Source organism: Mycobacterium sp. IDUB_37 (assembly GCF_055419245.1).
Genome location: NZ_JBVAXG010000001.1, coordinates 1,275,538 through 1,296,574, shown reverse-complemented (window position 1 = coordinate 1,296,574; position 21,037 = coordinate 1,275,538). Strand labels below are relative to the sequence as shown.

At 65.7% G+C, this 21,037-nt stretch carries 22 protein-coding genes; 8 read left to right on the top strand and 14 right to left on the bottom strand.

Annotation, left to right across the window (positions count from 1 at the left end; all coding sequences use genetic code 11):
• Positions 1-25: 25 nt before the first annotated feature.
• The 4 genes from ACZY1I_RS06095 (at position 26) to ACZY1I_RS06080 (ending at position 4,604) form a co-directional block, all read left to right on the top strand.
• Entirely contained in the window at positions 26-2,113 is a 2,088-nt protein-coding gene (locus ACZY1I_RS06095; protein WP_463753341.1) for an MMPL family transporter, read from the top strand.
• The gene (locus ACZY1I_RS06090) at positions 2,106-2,585 is read left to right on the top strand and encodes a TspO/MBR family protein (RefSeq protein ID WP_463753340.1); all 480 of its coding nucleotides are present in this window, start codon (positions 2,106-2,108) and stop codon (positions 2,583-2,585) included. Before ACZY1I_RS06095 ends, ACZY1I_RS06090 begins: the two co-directional genes overlap by 8 nt.
• Positions 2,586-2,597: 12 nt before the next feature.
• On the top strand, positions 2,598-3,932 hold the full coding sequence (locus ACZY1I_RS06085) for a cryptochrome/photolyase family protein (protein WP_463753339.1): 1,335 nt from the start codon (positions 2,598-2,600) through the stop codon (positions 3,930-3,932).
• A gap of 126 nt (positions 3,933-4,058) precedes the next feature.
• Positions 4,059-4,604 carry an anti-apoptotic protein gene (locus ACZY1I_RS06080; protein WP_463753537.1) on the top strand — a complete coding sequence of 182 codons (546 nt, stop codon included), beginning with the start codon at positions 4,059-4,061 and terminating at the stop codon, positions 4,602-4,604.
• A gap of 26 nt (positions 4,605-4,630) precedes the next feature.
• Here the strand turns inward: ACZY1I_RS06080 and ACZY1I_RS06075 are convergent, their stop codons facing one another.
• The 3 genes from ACZY1I_RS06075 to ACZY1I_RS06065 all read right to left on the bottom strand — a co-directional run bounded on the left by ACZY1I_RS06075 (position 4,631) and on the right by ACZY1I_RS06065 (position 6,862).
• Entirely contained in the window at positions 4,631-5,266 is a 636-nt protein-coding gene (locus ACZY1I_RS06075; protein WP_463753338.1) for a hypothetical protein, read from the bottom strand.
• Positions 5,267-5,516: 250 nt separating this feature from the next.
• A complete protein-coding gene (locus ACZY1I_RS06070; RefSeq protein WP_463753337.1) occupies positions 5,517-6,110 on the bottom strand; it encodes a hypothetical protein in 594 nt (197 codons plus the stop codon).
• A 14-nt stretch (positions 6,111-6,124) separates the two neighbouring features.
• Positions 6,125-6,862, bottom strand: a complete 738-nt coding sequence (locus tag ACZY1I_RS06065; RefSeq protein WP_463753336.1) for an acyltransferase — start codon at positions 6,860-6,862, stop codon at positions 6,125-6,127.
• A gap of 69 nt (positions 6,863-6,931) precedes the next feature.
• Between ACZY1I_RS06065 and ACZY1I_RS06060 the strand changes: the two genes are divergently transcribed.
• The gene (locus ACZY1I_RS06060; RefSeq protein WP_463753335.1) at positions 6,932-8,215 is read left to right on the top strand and encodes an outer membrane protein assembly factor BamB family protein; all 1,284 of its coding nucleotides are present in this window, start codon (positions 6,932-6,934) and stop codon (positions 8,213-8,215) included.
• A 2-nt stretch (positions 8,216-8,217) separates the two neighbouring features.
• On the opposite strand, the gene ACZY1I_RS06055 is transcribed toward ACZY1I_RS06060, so the two are convergent.
• The 8 genes from ACZY1I_RS06055 to ctaD form a co-directional block, all read right to left on the bottom strand.
• Positions 8,218-8,907, bottom strand: a complete 690-nt coding sequence (locus tag ACZY1I_RS06055; protein ID WP_463753334.1) for an esterase — start codon at positions 8,905-8,907, stop codon at positions 8,218-8,220.
• Positions 8,908-9,009: 102 nt separating this feature from the next.
• Positions 9,010-10,185 carry a THUMP-like domain-containing protein gene (locus tag ACZY1I_RS06050; protein ID WP_463753536.1) on the bottom strand — a complete coding sequence of 392 codons (1,176 nt, stop codon included), beginning with the start codon at positions 10,183-10,185 and terminating at the stop codon, positions 9,010-9,012.
• 11 nt (positions 10,186-10,196) lie between these two features.
• Positions 10,197-11,183 carry a class I SAM-dependent methyltransferase gene (locus ACZY1I_RS06045; protein WP_463753333.1) on the bottom strand — a complete coding sequence of 329 codons (987 nt, stop codon included), beginning with the start codon at positions 11,181-11,183 and terminating at the stop codon, positions 10,197-10,199.
• A 10-nt stretch (positions 11,184-11,193) separates the two neighbouring features.
• On the bottom strand, positions 11,194-11,961 hold the full coding sequence (locus tag ACZY1I_RS06040; protein WP_463753332.1) for an enoyl-CoA hydratase: 768 nt from the start codon (positions 11,959-11,961) through the stop codon (positions 11,194-11,196).
• Positions 11,962-11,968: 7 nt separating this feature from the next.
• Positions 11,969-12,742: an NUDIX hydrolase gene (locus ACZY1I_RS06035; RefSeq protein ID WP_463753535.1), complete on the bottom strand. Its 774-nt coding sequence runs from the start codon at positions 12,740-12,742 to the stop codon at positions 11,969-11,971.
• Between the two features lie 44 nt (positions 12,743-12,786).
• Positions 12,787-13,653 carry an ABC transporter ATP-binding protein gene (locus ACZY1I_RS06030; RefSeq protein ID WP_463753331.1) on the bottom strand — a complete coding sequence of 289 codons (867 nt, stop codon included), beginning with the start codon at positions 13,651-13,653 and terminating at the stop codon, positions 12,787-12,789.
• Positions 13,654-13,714: 61 nt separating this feature from the next.
• Positions 13,715-14,932: a phosphoserine phosphatase SerB gene (gene serB, locus ACZY1I_RS06025; RefSeq protein WP_463753330.1), complete on the bottom strand. Its 1,218-nt coding sequence runs from the start codon at positions 14,930-14,932 to the stop codon at positions 13,715-13,717.
• Between the two features lie 40 nt (positions 14,933-14,972).
• Entirely contained in the window at positions 14,973-16,718 is a 1,746-nt protein-coding gene (gene ctaD / locus ACZY1I_RS06020; RefSeq protein WP_463753329.1) for an aa3-type cytochrome oxidase subunit I, read from the bottom strand.
• Positions 16,719-17,039: 321 nt separating this feature from the next.
• Between ctaD and ACZY1I_RS06015 the strand changes: the two genes are divergently transcribed.
• Together ACZY1I_RS06015 and ACZY1I_RS06010 are read left to right on the top strand one after the other, a co-directional pair.
• Positions 17,040-18,140 (top strand): iron-siderophore ABC transporter substrate-binding protein, encoded by a 1,101-nt coding sequence (locus tag ACZY1I_RS06015; RefSeq protein WP_463753328.1) that lies wholly within the window; start codon positions 17,040-17,042, stop codon positions 18,138-18,140.
• 99 nt (positions 18,141-18,239) lie between these two features.
• A complete protein-coding gene (locus ACZY1I_RS06010) occupies positions 18,240-19,280 on the top strand; it encodes an NAD(P)-dependent alcohol dehydrogenase (protein WP_463753327.1) in 1,041 nt (346 codons plus the stop codon).
• Positions 19,281-19,286: 6 nt separating this feature from the next.
• Here ACZY1I_RS06010 and ACZY1I_RS06005 read toward each other — a convergent pair whose 3' ends face one another.
• Both ACZY1I_RS06005 and ACZY1I_RS06000 read right to left on the bottom strand, forming a co-directional pair.
• A complete protein-coding gene (locus tag ACZY1I_RS06005) occupies positions 19,287-19,658 on the bottom strand; it encodes a DUF3349 domain-containing protein (protein WP_463753326.1) in 372 nt (123 codons plus the stop codon).
• Positions 19,659-19,830: 172 nt separating this feature from the next.
• A complete protein-coding gene (locus tag ACZY1I_RS06000) occupies positions 19,831-20,205 on the bottom strand; it encodes a DUF3349 domain-containing protein (protein ID WP_463753324.1) in 375 nt (124 codons plus the stop codon).
• 138 nt (positions 20,206-20,343) lie between these two features.
• Here ACZY1I_RS06000 and ACZY1I_RS05995 point away from each other — a divergent pair, with 138 nt between their 5' ends.
• A complete protein-coding gene (locus ACZY1I_RS05995) occupies positions 20,344-20,577 on the top strand; it encodes a hypothetical protein (RefSeq protein ID WP_463753323.1) in 234 nt (77 codons plus the stop codon).
• 11 nt (positions 20,578-20,588) lie between these two features.
• On the opposite strand, the gene ACZY1I_RS05990 is transcribed toward ACZY1I_RS05995, so the two are convergent.
• Positions 20,589-21,032, bottom strand: coding sequence for an SRPBCC family protein (locus ACZY1I_RS05990; protein WP_463753322.1), 444 nt, complete (start codon positions 21,030-21,032; stop codon positions 20,589-20,591).
• Between the last annotated feature and the right edge of the window lie 5 nt (positions 21,033-21,037).

The following is a 21,037-nucleotide window of genomic DNA, read 5'->3' as shown; positions in this document are numbered from 1 at the left end:
GTTGATTAATGTTTAAATCACTGAAATGCTTCGTCTGGTGTGGGAGGGGATCACTGCGGCCGTGACGGGCCGACGTTCATGGCTGCTCGGATTGGCCGTGATTCTGTTGGCCGGCGGTTTCATCGGACTGATCGGCGGGAACGCCGCAGCAGGACAGGCGCCGTTGTCGGTGCCTGACGACTCTGATTCGGCGAAGGTACAAACGCTGTCCGGCCAATTTCCCGGTGGTGACCGGGTTCCGCTGATCGTGGTGGTCAACCGCGCCGCCGGCGCGGAGATCGACCCCACAGCGCTGCAGCGCGCCACCGAACAAGCGCGTGACCGGATGCTGGCGACAGCACCCCAAGAGGCACCCACAGCGCCCGTGGTTCTGTCGGCCGATGGCCAGGCCGCGATCGGCGTGGTGCCGATCAGCACCGGCCTGTCCGGGTTGCCCCTCAACGATGCCGTGGCAGCAATGCGCAACGCCGCAGACCAGGGCCTACCGTCGGGATTGACCGCGCACGTCACCGGCGGTCCGGCCTTCGGCGCCGATATTGCCAGCGCGTTCAGCAATGCCAACATCACTTTGCTCGCGGTGACTGCGGCGGTAGTAGCCCTGTTGCTGATCGCCACCTACCGCTCACCGGTGTTGTGGCTGGTGCCCCTGATAGTGATCGGCTTAGCCGATCGGATTGCGAGCGCGGTAGGCACCGGGGTGGCGTCGCTGACCGGGCTGAGTTTCGACGGGTCGACGGCAGGCATCACGAGCGTGCTGGTGTTCGGTGCGGGCACCAACTACGCGCTGCTGCTCATTTCTCGCTACCGCCAAGAACTTCGGCGCCACGGCGAGCACCGGGACGCGCTACGGCAGGCGGTACGGATGGCGGGACCCGCGATTCTGGCCAGCAACGCCACCGTGGTGCTGGCCTTGCTCACCCTCATCTTCGCCTCCACGCCGAGTACCCGCAGTCTTGGCGCGCTGGCCGCCTGCGGCCTTCTTGTTGCCGCGGGATCCGTGCTGATCCTGCTGCCGCCGCTGCTCGCGCTCTGCGGTCGTCGCCTGTTCTGGCCCTTTATCCCGCGCCCCGAGGACTCCACGACCTCCGATTCCGGATTGTGGCACCAGGTCGCGCAGCGGGTAGCCCGTCGTCCGGCCCTGGTCGCCTCGCTCGCCATACTGCTGCTGACCGCTTTGGCTACCGGACTGCTGGGCACCAAGATCGGCTTGTCGCAGACGGAGCAGTTCCGGGTCAAGGCGGACTCGGTGACCGGGTTCGACATTGCGGCACAGCACTTTCCCGCCGGTCTGGTCAATCCCACTGTGGTGATCGCACCCGCGCGCGAATCAGCAATTGTGCAGCAGGCCATCAACTCCACCCCCGGCGTGGTGTCGGCCACCCGGGTGGGCGACTCGGCGTCGGGGCTGACCAAGTGGTCGGTCGTAATCAGCGCCGCGCCGTCCTCTCCGAAAGCGTTCAATACGATCACCGCACTTCGGCAGTCAACCAGGGACGCAAGTCCGGAGGCATTGGTCGGCGGTCCCGATGCGCAGGCCCTCGACACCAGAGACGCGGCACAACATGACCGGATATTGCTGATCCCGGCGATCCTCGCGGTCATCTTGGTCGTGCTCTATGTGCTGTTGCGTTCGGCACTGGCTCCCCCGACGCTACTGGCGGCCACGATTCTTGGGGCGCTGGCCGCGATCGGCCTCGGCGGCTGGGCCAGCATTCACATCTTCGGATTCCCGGCCCTGGACAACATCGCCCCGCTGTACGCCTTCCTGTTCCTGGCCGCTCTTGGTGTGGACTACACCATCTTCTTGGTCACCCGCGCCCGGGAGGAGGCGGCCGAGCACGGCGCGCGCGACGGTATGGTGCGTGCTGTATGGGCCACCGGCGGTGTCATCACCAGCGCGGGAATCGTTCTGGCAGCGGTCTTTTGCGTCCTCGGCGTGCTGCCGCTGATCGTGATGACCCAACTGGGCATCATCGTGGGCTTGGGCATTCTGCTGGACACCTTTGTGGTGCGCACCCTGGTGATCCCCGCACTATTTGCCTTGATCGGTGACCGTATCTGGTGGCCGGCAGTCGTTACGAACGTCAAAATAGAAGGGAGCCAACGTGAATAAATCAACACTGGCCGGAACCGGCCTTGCCGTCGCTGCGACGTCAGGCATTGGGAGCATCGCCAGCCCGGGGAGCACAACAGGCTGGTACGACACCATCCGCAAGCCGAGCTATCAACCGCCCAAAATCGCCTTCCCCTTGGTGTGGACCACCCTCTACGCCGACATCGCGGCCGCCTCCGCGGTGACTATCGACGAACTCCGCGCCGCGGGCCGCGACGACAAGGCGCGCAGCTTCATTGCCGCGCTGGGGATCAATCTGGTTCTCAACGCCGGCTGGAGCTGGCTGTTCTTCCGCTTCCGCAAATTGGGCGCCGCGGCGCTCGGCGCGGCCGCTCTGACCGCCAGCAGCGCCGACCTTGCCCGCCGGGCCGCCGATGCCGACCCGCGGGCCGGAGCCGCTCTGTTGCCGTATCCGCTGTGGTGCGGGTTCGCCACCATTCTGGCCACTCACATCTGGCGACTCAATCGCTAAGGAGCTTCAATAATGCCCTCCCTGTTGTGGTTTCGGCGCGACCTGCGACTCAACGATCACCCGGCGTTGGCTGCCGCCGCCGAAAGCGATGAGGTGCTCGCGTGTTTCGTGCTGGACCCGCGCCTGGTGGCCTCGTCGGGCCCGAGACGACTGCAGTTTCTGGGCGACTCACTACGGGAATTGAACGACGATCTCGACGGCCGACTGCTGGTGACCGGCGGACGTCCAGAGGAACGAATTCCTGCGCTCGCCAAGCAAATTGATGCCGCCAAGGTGCATATCTCCGAGGACTTCGCCCCGTTCGGTCGGCGGCGCGACGAAAAGGTTGACGCAGCGCTGGATTCGGTGCCGTTGGTAGCCACCGGATCGCCGTATCTGATCTCACCCGGCCGGGTGACCAAGGACGACGGCACCCCCTACAAGGTGTTCACGCCGTTCTTCGGCAAGTGGCGCGACACAAGCCGCAGAGCACCGGCGAAGACCGGGGCCGATTCGGCCCGCTGGATCGACCCGGCACAACTGAAAGCCAAGCAGGAAGCCAAGATTCCCGACCCTGGCGCCGACATGGACATCAAAGGGGGCGAGTCGCAAGCACTGGAACTGTGGGCCGCATTCCTCGAGGACGCGCTGACGGACTACGCCGACGACCGCAACCGGCCCGATCTGCCTGGCACCAGCAGGATGTCAGCACACCTCAAGTTCGGCACCATCCACCCTCGAACCCTGGTCGCAGACCTCAACTTACGGCGCAAAGGCGACGCGGCATACTTCCGGGAGTTGGCTTTCCGCGACTTCTATGCCGCGGTGCTGCACCACTGGCCGGACAGCGCGTGGTGGAACTGGAACCGTGACTTCGACGCGATCGAAACCGACACCGACGCACAGGCGAAAAGAAACTTCGAGAAGTGGAAGGACGGCAAGACCGGCTACCCGATCGTCGACGCCGGCATGCGGCAACTTCGCGAGACGGGCTTCATGCACAACCGGGTACGCATGATCGTCGCCTCCTTCCTGGTCAAGGACCTGCACCTGCCGTGGCAATGGGGTGCGCGCTGGTTCCTCGAACAACTCGTCGACGGCGATATGGCCAGCAACCAGCACGGCTGGCAGTGGGCCGCGGGGTGCGGCACCGACGCCGCGCCCTACTTCCGGGTGTTCAACCCGACCACCCAGGGCGAAAAGTTCGATCCGTCAGGCGATTACATCCGGCGCTGGGTCGGCGAGTTGGCCGAGGCGGACGACGTCCATCTCAAGAAAGGCAACCGGCCGCAGGGGTACGCCGCACCGATCGTCGACCATGCCGCCGAACGCGTAGAGGCGCTGAGCCGCTATCGCAGCATCGGCTGACCCGATTCGAACAGCTCACCGACGGTTTTTCCCTGGCTTCTTTTCACAACCCCCGTTGGCATGCCATTATCAGCCGATTCACAGTTGACCCACATGTCAGTTTCATTCACCGCCAGGGAGGCGCGCATCATGGCCCAGATCGTTCGAACGTTGTTGGTGTCGGGTGCCGCTGTCGGCCTGATAGCAGGCTGCTCGTGTTCGATCGGAGCGAAGGGACCGGGCGCCGTGAGCAAGAGCGACGTTCAGGGCCAGATCACCACCAAGATGACCGACGCCAACGGCAACAAGCCTGAATCGGTGACCTGTCCGGGTGACCTGACGGCCAAGGTCGGGGCGCAGCTCAACTGTGAAATGAAGGTCAAGGACGAGAAGTACAACGTCAACGTGACCGTCACCAGCGTCGACGGCAAGGACGTCAAGTTCGACATGGTGGAGACGGTCGATAAGGACCAGGTCGCCCACATCATCAGCGACAAGCTTTTAGCGCAGGTGGGCTCCAAGCCCGATGCGGTGACCTGCCCCGACAACCTCAAGGGCGTGCAAGGCGCGACCCTGCGCTGCCAACTGACCGACGGCAAGTCCAAGTACGGCGTCAACGTCACGGTCACGAACGTGTCCGGCGGCGACGTCAACTTTGACTTCAAGGTCGACGACCAGCCGGAATCGCCCTAGCGGGCGATTCCGGGGCCGAACGTCCGCTAGGCGGGCAGGTTCTTCTTGATGGCGCCGTCCTGCGCCTGAGCGACCGCGGTGGCGAAGTCAATCGGCACGGAGTCGCCCGGAGGGCCTTCGAAGTGCAGCGTGACGGATGCCTTGCCTTCGGTGAATACCAGCACGGTCGCCGTCTTGGATTTGTCCGGTGAAGTACCCGCCACCACGGTTCCCCCGTTCCCTACCGAAACGGGTTGCGGGGTACCGCCGACCACCGAAGTGTCGATCGAACCCAGCGTTCCGTTCATCGCGTTGACCGCGGCCGCGGGATCCGCCAGGACGAAGATATTGACGCTGATGATGTTGACGCCGGTCGAGTTCTTGAACGTGCCCTGAACGCCGGGCGTGCCCTCGGTCGGGGTTGGCGGCTGCCCAACGGAGAACGGGTCTCCGGACAACGCAGTGATATCCGCGGCCTGAATCAGCAGGTTGGTGTAGTCACTAGGCGCGGCCGTCGCTGACGTGGCCGTTGCCGATGTCGCAGAACCGGTGCTCGAGGCGGCAGCGGACGTCTTCGACGACGAGGGCGCCGCCTTTTCGTCCTTGCTGTCACACGCGGGGACCAGGACGCCCAGGGCGATGGCCGCCGTGACGCCCATCATTGCGATCGTCGGCTTCTTCATGCGCGCTCCAATTTTCTGTTGTCGCCCGGCAGGCCCGATTCCGTTACCGGTACGGTTCGATCGAACAACACGGGCGGCGCACCCGCAACCCGCTCACACCAGCCGGGTGCAGTTGACTCTGCGCTCAGGGCGACAAACCGTGAGTGGCCCCCGCCAAGAACGCAGAATCAACTTGCCGGGCAGCCCATACGCGGAAAAGCCGGCATCCCCGCGACTACTTGGCGCAACCCGTTCACGAGGGACTCGTGCGCTAGGAGGGCAGGTTCTTCGTGATCGTGGTGGCCTGTGCCTGCGCGACGGCAGTGGCGAAATCATTCGGGACCGGGTCGTCCTGCGGCCCTTCGAACTGCAACGTCACCGAGACCTTGCCCTCGGTGAACGCCAGCACGGTCACAGTCTTGGAATTGTCCGGCGAAGTACCCGCCACCAGGGTTCCTCCGTCGCCGACCGGAACGGGTTCCGGGGTGCCCCCGACCACCACGCCGTCCACCGATGCCAGCGTCGCGTTCATGGCGCTGACCGCAGCTGCCCCGTCTTGCACAACGAAGAGATTGAGATTGATGACCTTGGTGCCGGTCGAGTTCGCGAACGATGCCTGCGCACCCGGCGAACCAACTGTCGGGCTTGGCGGCTTGCTCACCGAGAACGGTTCCGGCGACACAGCGCTGATGTCGGCGACCGGAACCACCAGGTTGGTGTAATCGGGGCCGGGGGGCTGGGCCGACGCGGACGGGCGGGCCGCCGCCGACGGTGCCGTGGCACAGTCACCGCCACATGCGGGAACCAACGCGCCCAGCGCTATCCCCAATGCCAGGCCCAGCGTGACAATTGCCGCTGTCTTCATTTGTCGCTCCCGGACTAGTGAGCAGCTTTCTTGCGTTCGATATCGGCCAGAGCCGCCGCCAACTCCGCGCGCTGAGCGGCCGATGTCTCCCATGACAGCTTACGGTTCTTGACAACCTTGGCCGGCGAACCGACCGCGATCGAGTAGTCCGGGATGACTCCGCGGACCACCGCATGTGAGCCGAGCACGCAACCTCGCCCGATGGATGTGCCGCGCAGGATCGACACTTTCACGCCCAACCAGGTGTCCGGCCCGATCCGTACCGGGGACTTGATGATGCCCTGATCCTTGATCGGCAGCGTGATGTCATCCATCCGATGGTCGAAATCGCAGACGTAGCACCAGTCGGCCATCAGCGCCGAATCGCCGAGTTCGACGTCGAGGTAGCAGTTGATGACGTTGTCGCGGCCGAGAACCACCTTGTCGCCGAACCGCAACGAACCCTCGTGCGCGCGGATGGTGTTCTTGTCTCCGATGTGGACCCAGCGCCCGATCTCGAACTGAGCCAGTTCGGGCGTGCAGTGAATCTCCACACCCTTGCCCAGGAACACCATGCCGCGGGTGATGATGTGCGGATTCTTCAGCTTGAACTTCAGCAGTCGCCAGTACCGCACTAGGTACCAGGGCGTGTAAGCCTTGTTGCGCAGCACCCACTTCAACGACGCGAGAGTCAAGAAATTGGCCTGGCGGGGGTCCCTCAATTGGGCGCCACGCCACCGGCGGTGGAGCGGCGCACCCCACATGCTCGTCATGGCCCGAAAGCCTACCCAAGGGGCCACGGGTTACCCTCACCTGTACTCGAAAGCCTCCGAAAGGAAAGAGTGTTCGCGCGACGTCTCTGGGCGGCCGTCTCGGCGGCGGTGCTGATCGCGGTCACCGGCGGTTGCGGCAACACAGACTCCTGGGTGGACGCAGCGCCCGCGCTGGGCTGGCCCGCGCAATACGGTGACGCCGCCAACAGCAGCTACACCCCGACGTCCGGCGCCACCAAGCTCTCGCTGCGATGGACCCGTTCGGTCAAGGGCAGTCTGGCGGCCGGCCCGGCGCTCGGTGCTCGCGGCTTTCTCGCGTTGAATGCGCAGACGCCGGGCGGGTGCTCCTTCATGGAGTGGGAGACCGGAAGCGGGCGGCAGCGCTGGTGCATGCGGTTGCTGCAGGGCGGCGGCTTCGGCGGCCCGTTGTTCGACGGCTTCGACAACTTGTACGTCGGCCAACCGGGCGCGATCATCTCCTTTCCGCCGACTCAATGGACGCGCTGGCGTGAGCCGGTGATCGGCATGCCGACCACACCGCGGTTCCTGGGCGACGGCCACCTGCTGGTGAGCACACACCTGGGTCAGGTTCTGGTATTCGATACTCACCGCGGCGCGGTGGTCGGCAGTTCGCTCGACCTGGTCGAAGGCGTCGATCCCGCCGACGCGACGCGCGGGTTGGCCGATTGTGCGCCGGCCCGTCCAGCGTGCCCGGTCTCGGCAGCCCCCGCGTTCGCAAAAGCCAGCGGGATGGTGGTGGTCAGCGTCTGGCAGCCAGGTGCACCGGCCGCGGGCCTGGCCGGCCTGACGTACCACCATGGCCAGCTCGCCCGCGAATGGACCAGTGACGCCGTCAGCGCCGGCGTGATCGGCAGCCCGGTGCTGTCCGCCGATGGAGCCACCATCTACGTCAACGGCCGGGACCAACGGCTATGGGCGCTGCACGCCGCGGACGGAAAGCCGAAATGGTCAGTGCCGCTCGGGTTTTCTGCACAGACTCCGCCGTCGATCACCCCGCAGGGCCTGATCGTCTCCGGAGCTGGCGCCGATAGCCGACTGGCTGCGTTCCGCGATGCGGGTGACCACGCCGACAACGCGTGGCGACGCGATGACGTCGTAACGCTGTCGACCGCGTCGCTGGCCGGCGGCGGTGTCGGCTACACGGTGGTCGCCTCGCATGACGGCAGTCCGGGTTTGTCGCTGTTGGTCTTCGATCCGGCCAATGGCCACACCACAAACAGCTATCCGCTGCCTGCGGCCACCGGATCGCCGCTCGGGGTTTCGATCGACAAGGACCGGCGGGTGGTCGTGGCGACGAGCGACGGCCAGGTCTACAGCTTCGACCCGCAGTAGCTTTACAGTGCCAGCGGCGGGATGGCGTTGCGCGGCACCTGGATCTGAGTGGCGCCTGCGAACGACGGAAGCAATTCGCCCTGGGCGAAGTAGAAGATCAGGGCGTCGTCGGTGATGGCGAAGTTCTGGTAGTTGGTTGGGTCGTGACCCGCGCCGGGCGAGACGGCGACACCCAATCCGGTCTGACGCTCCAGCTCGCGCTGCACGATCGGGTAGATCGCGTCGAGCGCGTTGGCGTTCGGCGCGAACAGCGTGTCGAAGGTGATGGGCGCCTTCGTGCCCAGGTTGTAGTTGAAGGCCTTGTACCAGTTCGACGGACGCGCCCCGCCGACGTCCTGGAAGAACTTCATCACGACGCTGCGGGTGCTGTGCGGCGGTTGGCCGGCCGTGTGCTGTTCGTTGGTGGCGTCCATCTGGTACGGCTGGTCGCGCCGTCCGGTACCCGCAACGTTGACGAATCCGTCGCGGTTCTGCGTGATGTATTCGGTCAGCGCCTGCTCGTCCGGGTAATCGACGGGGAACGTGATATCCAGCGTGTAGGTGGGGCTGGTCTGGTGGATATGGCAGATCTGGCCGGCCTCGACCGAGCCGCCGAGGCCGTCACAGGCCGGCGCGGCCTTCGCCTGCCAGCCCGTCAAGCCTCCCGAGCCCAGCACCGCCGCCGATACCGCGGCCGCGATCAAATAACGCATCGTCGTCCTCGTCTTCACACACCGAGTTTTCCCACACCAAGTTTTTGCCACCAAGGAGGCGTGAGCACGCCACCCAGATAATCGCCGTCAGCGTACCCGGCGTTACCGAGAGGGACAGCAAACGTATGCCACGGCCTGGCTCGCGGCCCCGAAACCGATGCGAGCGATGACCACCGATAGCGCCGCGCTACCCCGTAACCGCAGCTTTTTGCGCAGGACGTCGGGATCCACCGCAACGCCGCGCACCAGAATCTCCAGCGCCCCGCAGTCGTGCGCGGACAGCGCCTGACGCAGCCGCCGCTCATTGAACGGCAGCTGCTCGAGCACCTCGAATCCGCGCACTCCCGGCGGCAGCCAGTCGCCAGAGAGGTAGGCGATGTCGGCGTCGAGTTGCCACAAGCCGTGCCGTGCCGCGTAGTGACGTACCAACCCGGCCCGGACGACGGCGCCGTCGGGATCGACGATCCACCGCCCGGCCGGGCGCACCGGGCAGTCATCCGGGTCGCAGTCGGTAATCTGCTCTCCCCGATCGAGGATGCTGGCACGACGGCGCACACCGACACCGGCCAACCCACCCGACCACAGACAGGCCTCGCGGACCGACCCGCGATAGGACGTCACCTCGATTTCACCGTCGAACCCGAGTCGGCCGACCTCATCGAAATCTATTCCGGGAGCGCACTTTACGACCAGATCCCGGTCGCGGTAGCAGTCCAACAGCGGACCGAGTGCGGGCCGGTAATCATCAGGGCTGAACCGGCGGCGGCCGCTGCTGCGCCGCGCCGGGTCGACGATGACCGCCGTCATCCGGGTCACCGGGCGCAGCGCGTCGGCGCGACACAAGTCGGCGGTCACGCCCAGATTGTGGCGCGCCATCGCCAGCCGGACCGGATCGATGTCGCTGCCCACCACTCTGGTCGCGGATCCGCTCAGCGCGGCCAGTTCGGTGCCGATCGAACAGGTCGCGTCATGCACGACGCGTCCAGCGAGTCGGCCGGCGCGGTGCAGTGCCACCGCCGCCGTCGTGGCCTGCTGCAGGGCCTCGTCGGTGAACAGCCAGCGCGACGTGTCACCCAGTCGGCCCAGCTTCTCCCGCGCTTTGCGGCGCAGCAGGCTCGTCTCCATCAGCATCGGCGCCCGGTCACCGAATCGGGCCCGGGCAGCGGCGGTGTCCGCGATCCGGGTCGCGTCGGTCAGTTCGAGTTCGGCGACCACCGCCAGCGCCTCGGCGCCGGTCTGCGAGCGCAGAAAGGTGACGTCGTCCGAGGTGAAGCGCAGCCCGCTACTGCTCAGGAGGGCTTGACTCCGGTGATCATGACGTTGTAAAACCAGCCCTTCGGGGCGACGTGCCGCCAGACGTTGGCATCCACCCAGCTCAACGCCCGCCACCCGCCGAAGGCGAACTTCGCCCAGTTCCAGCCGAGCTTGCCGGGCGGCACCGTCGACTCGAAGGTGCGAACCGGCCAGCCGAACATCGCGGCGGTGAACTCTTCACTGGCGGTCGCAACTTCTACCGCGCCGGCGTTGGTAGCCATCTGCTCGAGGTCGCTGGGCTCGAAGGTGTGCAGGTCGACGATCCACTCGAGGGCCGCGGCACGCGAGTTCTCGTCGATTTCGGCCTGCGGCCGACGCCACCCGCCGAGCCCGGGCAGCTTGACTGCGCGGATGGTGACGTTCCAGGTCAGGTCGGCCAGCCTGCGGGCGTAGCCGTTGCCGACGGTGGTCGGCTCGCCGGCGAACACGAACCGGCCGCCCGGCTTGAGTACCCGGATGACCTCGCGCAACGACAATTCGACATCGGGAATGTGGTGCAGCACGGCATGCCCGACCACCAGGTCGAAGGTGTTGTCCTCGTAGGGGATGCCCTCAGCGTCGGCGACCCTGCCGTCGATGTCCAGGCCCAGTGCCTGCCCGTTGCGGGTGGCGACCTTGACCATGCCGGGTGAGAGGTCCGTGACAGAACCACGCCGGGCCACCCCGGCCTGGATCAGGTTCAGCAGGAAGAACCCGGTGCCGCAGCCCAGTTCCAAGGCGCGGTCGTAGGGCAGATCGTCGATGACCTCGTCGGGCGTAATGGCGTCGAACCGGCCCCGGGCGTAATCGATGCAGCGCTGGTCATAGGAGATCGACCACTTGTCGTCGTAGCTCTCCGCTTCCCAGTCGTGGTAGAGCACCTGGGCGAGCTTGCTGTCGTGGCGGGCCGCTTCGACCTGCTCCGCGGTCGCGTGGGGATTCGGCGCAGCATTATCCGCGGGGATTTCAGTACTCCTCGTCATGAAGGGCAGCCTAACCGCCCGGCCGATCCTTTTCCGCGCCACCACCTTGACCAGTACCGCGACCAGCGGCGAACACCTCGACGTAGCGGCGCTCTTCAGCGGCCGACGGCTCGGGTGTGTAGACCGCGTTGATTCCGGCTTTGGCCGCCGCCAGCGCGGGCGCCGGGCCGGCCAGAAAACGTCTGGCCCACGCCGCGGCGGCGTCGTAGACGTTGTCGGGAGCCACCATCTCGTCGATCAAGCCGAGCGTCAATGCCTCCTCAGCATCGAAGAAGCGTCCGCTGAACACCAATTCCTTGGCCCGGCTCGTTCCGACCACGTGCGTAAGTCGGGCCATTCCCCCGCCGCCTGGAATCAGACCGGCCAGGATCTCGGTCGCGCCGAACTTCACGTTGTCGCCACTGACCCGCCAGTCGGCGGCTAAAGCCAGCGTGAGGCCGGCGCCCAGCGCGTATCCGGTGATGGCGGCCACCGTCGGCTTTGGGATCGCCGCCACGGCGTCGATGGCCTGACGTCGGACTCGGGCGGCGGTACCGGCTTCCGGCGGGTTCAGCGTCTGCAGTTCGGGCACATCGTCACCAGCGGAGAAGATCTCGTGGCCACCGAACAGAATCACCGCAGCCACGTCGTCGCGCCGGCCCAGTTCATCAGCCGCTGCGACGACCTCCCGGTAGACCTGCCGGGTCATCGCGTTGGTCGGCGGCCGGGAAATCAGCAGCATGGCCAAGCCGGCATCCTGGGAACCGTCGCTGACTACGACGCTCACGAACTCGCTCAACGCGCACTCATAGTGGCCAGTCCATGGATCCGCCCTTTTCGCGGGCCCGGTGGTAGCGCTCGGAGTCAAAGAACTCGAATACCCAGTTGTCGCCCCGCTTCTCGAGCAGCGGCTGCACGGGCACGATTTGACGTTCGACGGCCAGCACATCGGCGACGGTGCGGTCGCCGGCCAGCGAATCCAGCTGGGTCCAGGTCGGCGGCAGCAGCACATTGCGGCCGCCCTCGAATTCGTCGATGGCGTCTCGCGGAAAAGCCCAGCCGGCCAGGTCGGATTCGGTGTTGTCGCCGTCGGCGCGCTGTCCCTCGGGTAGCGCTGCCACGAAGAAGTAGGTGTCGTAACGACGGGTGCGCTCGGCCTCCGGCGTGACCCAGTTTGCCCAGGGCCGCAACAAGTCTGAGCGCAGCACCAGGTTTTCGTTGCGCAGGAAGTCCGCGAAGGACAGCGTCCGGTCGTCCAGGGCACGGCGAGCGTCGGCGTAGACCGAGGCGTCGCGCACAATACTGTCCGGATCGTTGGCCGGGCCTGCAAAGAGCACGCCCGATTCCTCGAACGTTTCCCGCGCCGCCGAGCAGACCAGCGCGATGGCCAGATCGGTCTCGATGCCGAACCGCTGCGCCCACCACTGCGGCGGCGGACCTGCCCATGCGATGTCGGCGTTGCGGTCCCGTTCGTCGACGCCACCGCCGGGAAAAACGATCACGCCGGGGGCGAACTCCATCTTGGAGTGCCGCCGCATCAGAAAGATCTTCAGGCCTTTGGCAGTGTCGCGGACCAGCATCACGGTGGCCGCGGGCCGGGTCGGTAGCGGGATGTAAGGCTCGGTCACTTCTGCCTCCGATGCGCAGCGCGGGTGCGCACCCGACGGGCGAAATATCGCCCGTCCACAAAGTCGAGTGCGATCCGCTGGCCGAATGCCGTGGAGAGGTTCTCCGCTGTCAGCACGTCGGGCAACAGACCAGATGCCACCACGTTGGCCTCCGACAGGAGCAAGCAGTGACTGAAGCCCGGCGGCACCTCCTCGACGTGATGGGTGACAAGCACCAGCGCGGGCGCGTCCGGGTCGGCGGCCAAATCGGTGAGGCGGGCCACCAGCTCCTCGCGGCCGCCAAGGTCCAGGCCCGCGGCCGGTTCGTCGAGTAGCAGCAGCTCCGGATCCGTCATCAAGGCACGGGCGATCAACACCCGTTTGCGTTCACCTTCGGACAGCGTCCCGTAGGTGCGATTGGCGAGGTGCTCGGCACCCAGGCTCTCCAGCATGTCGACCGCGCGCCGGTAGTCGACGTCCTCGTAGGGCTCCCGCCACCGGCCCAGCACCGAGTAGCCGGCCGAGACCACGAGATCACGCACCACTTCGTCGCCCGGTATGCGCTGCGCCAACGCCGACGAGCTCAGCCCGATCCGCGCACGCAGCTCACTGACGTCGACGCGGCCGAGTCGCTCCCCCAACACGAAGGCGACACCGGACGACGGGTGCTCGGATGCCGCCGCGATGCGCAGCAACGAGGTCTTGCCGGCGCCGTTGGGACCGATGATTACCCAGCGCTCGTCGAGTTCGACGGCCCAATCCAGCGGACCGACCAGGGTGCGGCCACCGCGGCGCAGCGACACATTTCGGAAGTCGAGCAGAAGATCAGGATCGGCCTCGTATTCGCCTTTGGCGGGGCCGCTTTCAGGACCGATTTCGGGCACCCGATCATCGTGCCGTACCCGGGCACCGCGACCGCTGCCGGGTCGCCTACCCCCGCGAGCGCTACTCGGCGGGGATATCGACGCGGCGCACCACGCCGTCCACCGCATCGGCGGCTTCGATCTCTCCGCGGGTCACGCCGAGCAGAAACAGCACGGTGTCCAGGTAGGGGTGGCTCAACGAAGCATCGGCCACCTCACGCAGCGCGGGCTTGGCGTTGAATGCCACCCCCATGCCCGCCGCCGCCAGCATGTCGATGTCGTTGGCGCCGTCGCCCACCGCGACGGTCTGCTCCATCGGCACCCCGTACTGCTTCGCGAACGCGCGGAGCGCGGTGGCTTTGCCAGGCCGGTCGACGATCGTGCCGGCGACGCGGCCGGTGAGGATGCCGTCGACGATCTCCAGTTCATTGGCGGCGACGAAGTCCAGCTTCAATTCCTCGGCCAGCGGTTCGATGATGCGCCGGAAGCCACCGGAGACCACTCCGCAGCGAAATCCCAACCGCTGCAACGTGCGCAGCGTGGTCCGAGCGCCCGGCATCAGTTCCAACTGGTCGGCGACCTCGTCGATCACCGAGGCGGGCAGCCCCGCCAGGGTCGCCACCCGCTGTTCCAGTGATTCCGCGAAGTCCAGTTCGCCGCGCATGGCGGCCTCGGTGATCGCCGCGACTTTGCCTTGAGCGCCGGCGCGGGCCGCCAGCATCTCGATGACCTCGCCCTGAACGAGAGTGGAGTCGACGTCAAAGACGATTAGCCTCTTGGTGCGCCAGGCCAGGCCGTAGTCCTCGACCGCCACGTCCACCTGTTCGGCGGCGGCCACCTTCGTCAGCGCGCTCTGCAGCGGGCGGTAAGCACCCGGCGGCACCGACACTCGCAGCTCCAGGCCGGTGACCGGATAGTCCGAGACGCCCCGGATGAAGTCGATGTTGACGCCCAGGGCGGCGATTTCCCGGGCGAGCGCGCCGAACGCCTCCGCAGTGATCGGCCGGCCCAGCACGACGATGGTGTGGGTGGACGGATCACGGATGATCGGCAGGTCGTCGCTGCGCTCGATCGTGACGTCGAGACCCAGGTCCCGGATCGCGGCTTGCACGTCGTCGCGCAAGGCGGAGCCGTCCGCGACTTCCAGCGGACACGACACCAGCACGCCAAGCGTCAGGCGCGCCCTGATGACTACCTGTTCGACGTTGAGCAACTCAACGCCGTGCCGACCCAGCACCTCGAAGAGCGCCGACGTCACGCCAGGCTGATCCCGGCCGGAGACTGTGATCAGCGCCGACACATTGGGTGACCTGGTCACCCGCGGTTGCACCCCCGGTACATCAGGAGCGGACGGTGGCGTCGTCTAGTCGAGTGACGTCGTGGCCCTCTTCACCGTGCGCGCGACCGACGTGCGATTCAGCGCGCATCCGCTCCACCATGTGCGGGTAGTGCAGTTCGAATGCCGGACGCTCGGAACGGATCCGGGGCAGTTCGGTGAAGTTGTGCCGCGGCGGCGGGCAACTGGTCGCCCACTCCAGCGAGTTGCCGTAACCCCACGGGTCGTCGACCGTCACGACCTCGCCGTAGCGCCAGCTCTTGAACACGTTCCACACGAAGGGGAACATCGACGCGCCCAGGATGAAGGCTCCACAGGTGGAGACCATGTTCAGCCCTTGGAAGTTGTCGCTCGGCAGGTAGTCGGCGTAGCGGCGCGGCATGCCCTCGTCACCCAGCCAGTGCTGCACCAGGAACGTGGTGTGGAAACCGATGAACGTCAGCCAGAAGTGCAGCTTGCCCAGCCGCTCGTCGAGCAGGCGGCCGGTCATCTTCGGGAACCAGAAGTAGATGCCGGCGTAGGTGGCGAACACGATGGTGCCGAACAGCACGTAGTGGAAGTGCGCGACGACGAAGTAGCTGTCGGTGACGTGGAAGTCCAACGGCGGGCTGGCCAGCAGCACACCGGTCAGGCCTCCGAGCAGGAAGGTGAGCAGGAAGCCGACCGAGAAGAGCATCGGCGTCTCGAAGGTCAACTGGCCCTTCCACATGGTGCCGATCCAGTTGAAGAACTTGATTCCGGTGGGCACGGCGATCAGGTACGTCATGAAGGAGAAGAACGGCAGCAACACAGCGCCGGTCGCGAACATGTGGTGCGCCCACACCGCCACGGACAGCGCCGCGATCGAGAGTGTCGCGTAAACCAGCGTGGTGTAACCGAAGATCGGCTTGCGGGAGAACACCGGGAAGATCTCCGAGACGATCCCGAAGAACGGCAGCGCGATGATGTACACCTCGGGGTGGCCGAAGAACCAGAACAGGTGCTGCCACAGCAGCACTCCGCCGTTGCCCGGGTCGTAGATGTGCGCTCCCAGGTGCCGGTCGGCAGCCAGGCCGAACAGCGCGGCCGTCAGCAGCGGGAAGGCGATCAGCACCAGGATCGACGTCACCAGGATGTTCCAGGTGAAGATCGGCATCCGGAACATGGTCATGCCGGGCGCGCGCATGCACACCACGGTGGTGATCATGTTGACCGCACCCAGGATGGTGCCCAGACCGGCAACCGCCAGACCCATGATCCAGAAGTCGCCGCCGGGCCCGGGTGAGTGGATCGCGTCGGTCAACGGGGTGTAGGCGGTCCAGCCGAAGTCGGCGGCTCCGCCGGGAGTGATGAAGCCCGCGATCGCGATGGTGGCGCCGAACAGGAACAGCCAGAACGAGAACGCGTTGAGCCGCGGGAACGCGACGTCGGGTGCGCCGATCTGCAGCGGCAGCACCAGGTTGGCGAAGCCGAACACGATCGGGGTTGCGTAGAACAGCAACATGATCGTGCCGTGCATGGTGAACAGCTGGTTGTACTGCTCATTCGACAAGAACTGCAGACCCGGTGCCGCCAGCTCCGCCCGCATCAGCAGGGCCAGCAGCCCGCCGATGAAGAAGAAGATGAAGCACACGACGCAGTACATGATGCCGATCAGCTTGTGATCGGTCGTCGTAATCAGCTTGTAGACAAGGTTCCCTTTGGGACCGGTCCTAGCCGGGTACGGGCGGACTGCCTCGAGTTCTCCCAAGGGGGGCGCTTCGGCTGTCAACAGCTCCTCCAAACATCCATCCGGACAGGGGCACACCAATACTGGGCGGAAAACCAATACGTAGATGGAATCTTAGCCCGCTATCCCGACGGCGGAAGGTCTGGTCCTACAAACTGTCGTAATTGGTTTTTTCGCGTCGTTCCGCTCGGGTCGACAGATCACGTTCTGCAGACGCCGCGAGCCTGAATCTATGGCGCCGAAACTGCGCCCAGATCGCGTCCTGACGCAGATCAGCGCTGCTGCCGCAGTGTCGGCGACGTCAGTGCAGTCTCGGTGCTCGGCGGATCTGGACCGGCCTGGCCGGATGTTAACGTCGGACACGTGCAATCCGGCCTTCGATCAACCCTGGCCGCAGCGCCACTCGCTTCCCTGCTGGCGGCGCTGGTCCTGACGTGCAGCGCGTGCGGCGGCGATAAATCCCCGGCCGCATCGCGGTCGATGGTCACGCCCACTACGCAGATCGCGAATGCAGGGGTGCTGGGAAACGATCGCAAACCCGACGAGTCGTGCGCACATGATGCCGCCCCGTCTGACCCGGGTCCGGCGACCCGGACTGCGCGCAACGCGGCGGGGGTCAACCCGGGCGAAGCGCAGGTGCCGGCCGACCCGCAGCGCATCGTGGTGCTCTCCGGCGATCAACTCGATGCGCTGTGCGCGCTGGGCCTTCAATCCCGGGTCGTCGCCGCTGCCCTGCCCGACGGCTCGAAGAGCCAACCGTCCTACCTGGGCAAGGCGGTGCATGACGCACCCGGCGTCGGTTCGCGCAACTCACCGGATCTGCAGGCCGTTGCGGCGGCCCACCCGGACCTGATCCTGGGCTCGGCTGCCCTGACGCCGTCGTTGTACCCGCAGTTGGCGGCGATCGCGCCGACCGTGTTCACCGCCGCTCCCGGAGCCGCCTGGGAGGACAATTTGCGTGGCGTGGGCGCCGCCACCGCTCGGGGTGCCGCCGCCGACTCCCTGGTCGACGGATTCAAAAAGCGCGCGACCGACGTCGGCACCAAACACGACGCGGCCCACTTCCAGGTGTCGGTTGTTCAGCTGACCACCAACGCCCTTCGGGTCTACGGAGCCAACAACTTCCCGGCCAGCGTGTTGGCCGCGGTCGGAGTGGACCGGCCCGGACCGCAGCGGTTCACCGACAAGCCGTACATCGAATTCGGCACCACCGATGCCGACCTGGCGAAGAATCCGGACTTCTCCGCGGCCGACGCCGACATCATCTATGTGTCCTGCTCTTCCGAAGCTGCCGCCGAACGCGCGGCCACCATCCTCGACAGCGACCCGTGGCGCAAACTCGGCGCCAACCGGGACAACCGGATCTTCATCGTCAACGACGAAATCTGGCAGACCGGCGAGGGACTGATCGCGGCCCGCGGCATCGTCAACGACCTGCGCTGGATCAACGCCCCGATCAACTAACCGATCGCCCGGCACCGCCGCGACTGGCCCGAAACTTTTAACTTAGCTAACCTTTATTAGAGCGCGTAGTGACCGAAGAGCGAACCGAAGAGGATGAAGATGAGCACTGTTTCCGCATACGCCGCGACGTCGGCAACCGAGCCACTGACCAAGACCACCATCGAGCGTCGCGACCCCGGCCCGCACGATGTCGCGATCGATATCAAGTTCGCCGGTATCTGCCACTCCGACATCCACACCGTCAAAGCCGAATGGGGCGTGCCGAACTACCCCGTGGTTCCCGGTCACGAGATCGCCGGGGTGGTGACCGCCGTCGGTTCCGAGGTGACCAAGTTCAAGGTGGGCGACCACGCCGGCGTGGGCTGCATGGTGAACTCCTGCGGAGAGTGCAGCAGCTGCAAGGCGGGGCTTGAGCAGTACTGCAAGCCGGGCGCTACGTTCACCTACAACTCGATCGATAAGGACGGCACCCCGACCTATGGCGGCTACAGCCAGGCCGTCGTCACGAACGAGAACTTCGTGGTGCGCATCCCCGACTCGCTGCCGTTGGACGCCGCGGCGCCGCTGCTCTGCGCGGGTATCACCTTGTTCTCGCCGCTGCGGCACTGGAAGGCCGGGCCCGGCACGCGACTGGCGGTCATCGGCCTCGGCGGGTTGGGTCACGTCGGCGTGAAGCTCGGCGTAGCGATGGGCGCGGAGGTGACCGTGCTGTCGCAGTCGCTGAAGAAGATGGAAGACGGGCTGCGACTGGGCGCCAGCCACTACTACGCCACCTCTGACCCGGCCACCTTCAAGAAACTGCGCAGCAGCTTCGATCTGATTCTCAACACCGTCTCGGCGAACTTGAAGCTGGGCGACTACCTCAGCCTGCTCGACGTCGACGGCACCCTGGTCGAACTGGGCATCCCCGAGCACCCCATGGAGGTGCCCGCGTTCCCGCTGGCGCTGGCCCGGCGCAGCCTCTCCGGGTCCAACATCGGCGGGATCGCGGAGACCCAGGAAATGCTGGACTTTTGCGCCGAACACAACGTGACGCCTGAGATCGAGGTCATCGACGCCGATTACGTCAACGAGGCGTACGAGCGGGTGCTCGCCAGCGACGTCCGCTACCGGTTCGTCATAGATATCTCGACCCTGTGAGACGTCTCAAGCCTGTGAGCTAGCTACGGCTACGTTCGGGGCGCCGTCGTCCTCGGCGTGGACGAAGTCAGAAATTCCGGCCAGTGGCCACCCGGCGGCGGCGAGCTTTGCCGCCACTCGGGCGACCCCCTCCGGGCTGGCGTCGATGTGCGACATGTTGGCGATGAATTCCGCGATCACGTCGCGGCTGTCATCCTCGGGAATCTCGTCGATCTCGTCGACCGCATCCTCGATCTCATCCTCGCTGAGCGGGGTGCTGCGGAGCAGTTCGAGCAGCGGGATCCGGTCGGGCCCGGGAACGCCGTCGGGGTAGCTGATCTGGAGATAGCTGACTACTGAGCGGAAGAACGCCGCCGGAGAGTGTGGGCTTTTCGACACCCCACTAGTTTCTCGGCTGGGCCGTCCGCAGCAACACTTTGCCACTGAAGTAATCGCACAATTCACGTTTCGTTCACGCCCCGATCCAGGTGATTTGGACCGAAAGCGCAGCGTATGCACCAATAACGAAGCCAAGCATCAAGCGTCCGCGCAACGAATGCTGGCGCGAGGCTCAGGCAGAAGCGTCGCTCCTGCTGTCCTCGAAACCAGTGATGCCGGCCAACGGCCAACCGGCGGTAGCCAGGATGCCGGCCACGCGCTGGATGTTCTCCGGACCGGCGTCATGATTGGTGACGCCGGAGATGAATTCCTCGATCTCGTCGCGATCGATCACACCGTCGGCGGTGGCCGTCGACCCTTCGGCGGTGATGTTGCGCACCACCTGTCGGATTTGGTCATCGGTCAGCGGGGTACTGCGCAGCAGCGCAAGCAGCGGCACCCGGTCAGGTCCTGGAACACCCTCTGGGTAACCGGCCGTGAGCCACTCCACCACGCTGTTGAAGGACGCCGACAATGACGAAGAGGACTTAGCTGCGGTACTGGTCATTTCTTCAGTGTCACGAAGGCGCCACTTGCGGCGCCAGCAACGGCAGCAAACTGGAAAGACAATTCATGTGCCGTTCACTGCTCGACCACACGGCGGTTCAAGACCTTGGGGCTCGCCGCGCGGAGCAAAATGGATGCCGTGAGTTGGACACGATACGAAGGAAAGGCGCTTGCAGGTGCGACCCTCACCGGGGATGCGCTGCATGCCGCGCTCGAAGACTCTGTCCGCGCACAGAACCCGCACCTGACCGATGTCCGATTGGAGCGGGCCACGGCTACCGATGCCTACGACGCGCCGCAGCGGCGGTGGTACGTGGTCACCTACCTGGCGGACAACGGACTGGGAGCCGGCCCGTCCGGTTCGCCGAACTGAGGACGTAGAACTCAGGAAGTGGCAGGAAGCCCGTTGAGGACCCGGGTCATCTGCTGCTTGGTGTCACCGGCCAGCTTTTCGAATACCAGCTTCATTGCCGGCGCGAATAGCGCGGCGGCGCCGTGCATCGTGAGATCGGCACGGTAGGTGATCTCCGACCCCTCGGTGGCCGGGGCGACGGAGATGGTGTCGGTTGAGGTTGCCGTCTTGTTCTCACCGACGAAGACCAGCCTCGTATCGGTCAAATCTTCCAGCGTGTAGGTCAATTCGGTGGATACACCCATTATTTTCGACACGTTGTGCCACGTCGCGCCGACGACCGGCGGTCCGCTCTCGTTGGGGGTGCACCGTTGCGTGCCCGGATCCCACTCTTCGGCGTTGGAGAAATCCTTGAGGTAATCGATCACGACGCCGGGCGGGGCGTTGACCGTAAAGGTGCGCGAAACTGAAACCATTCCGC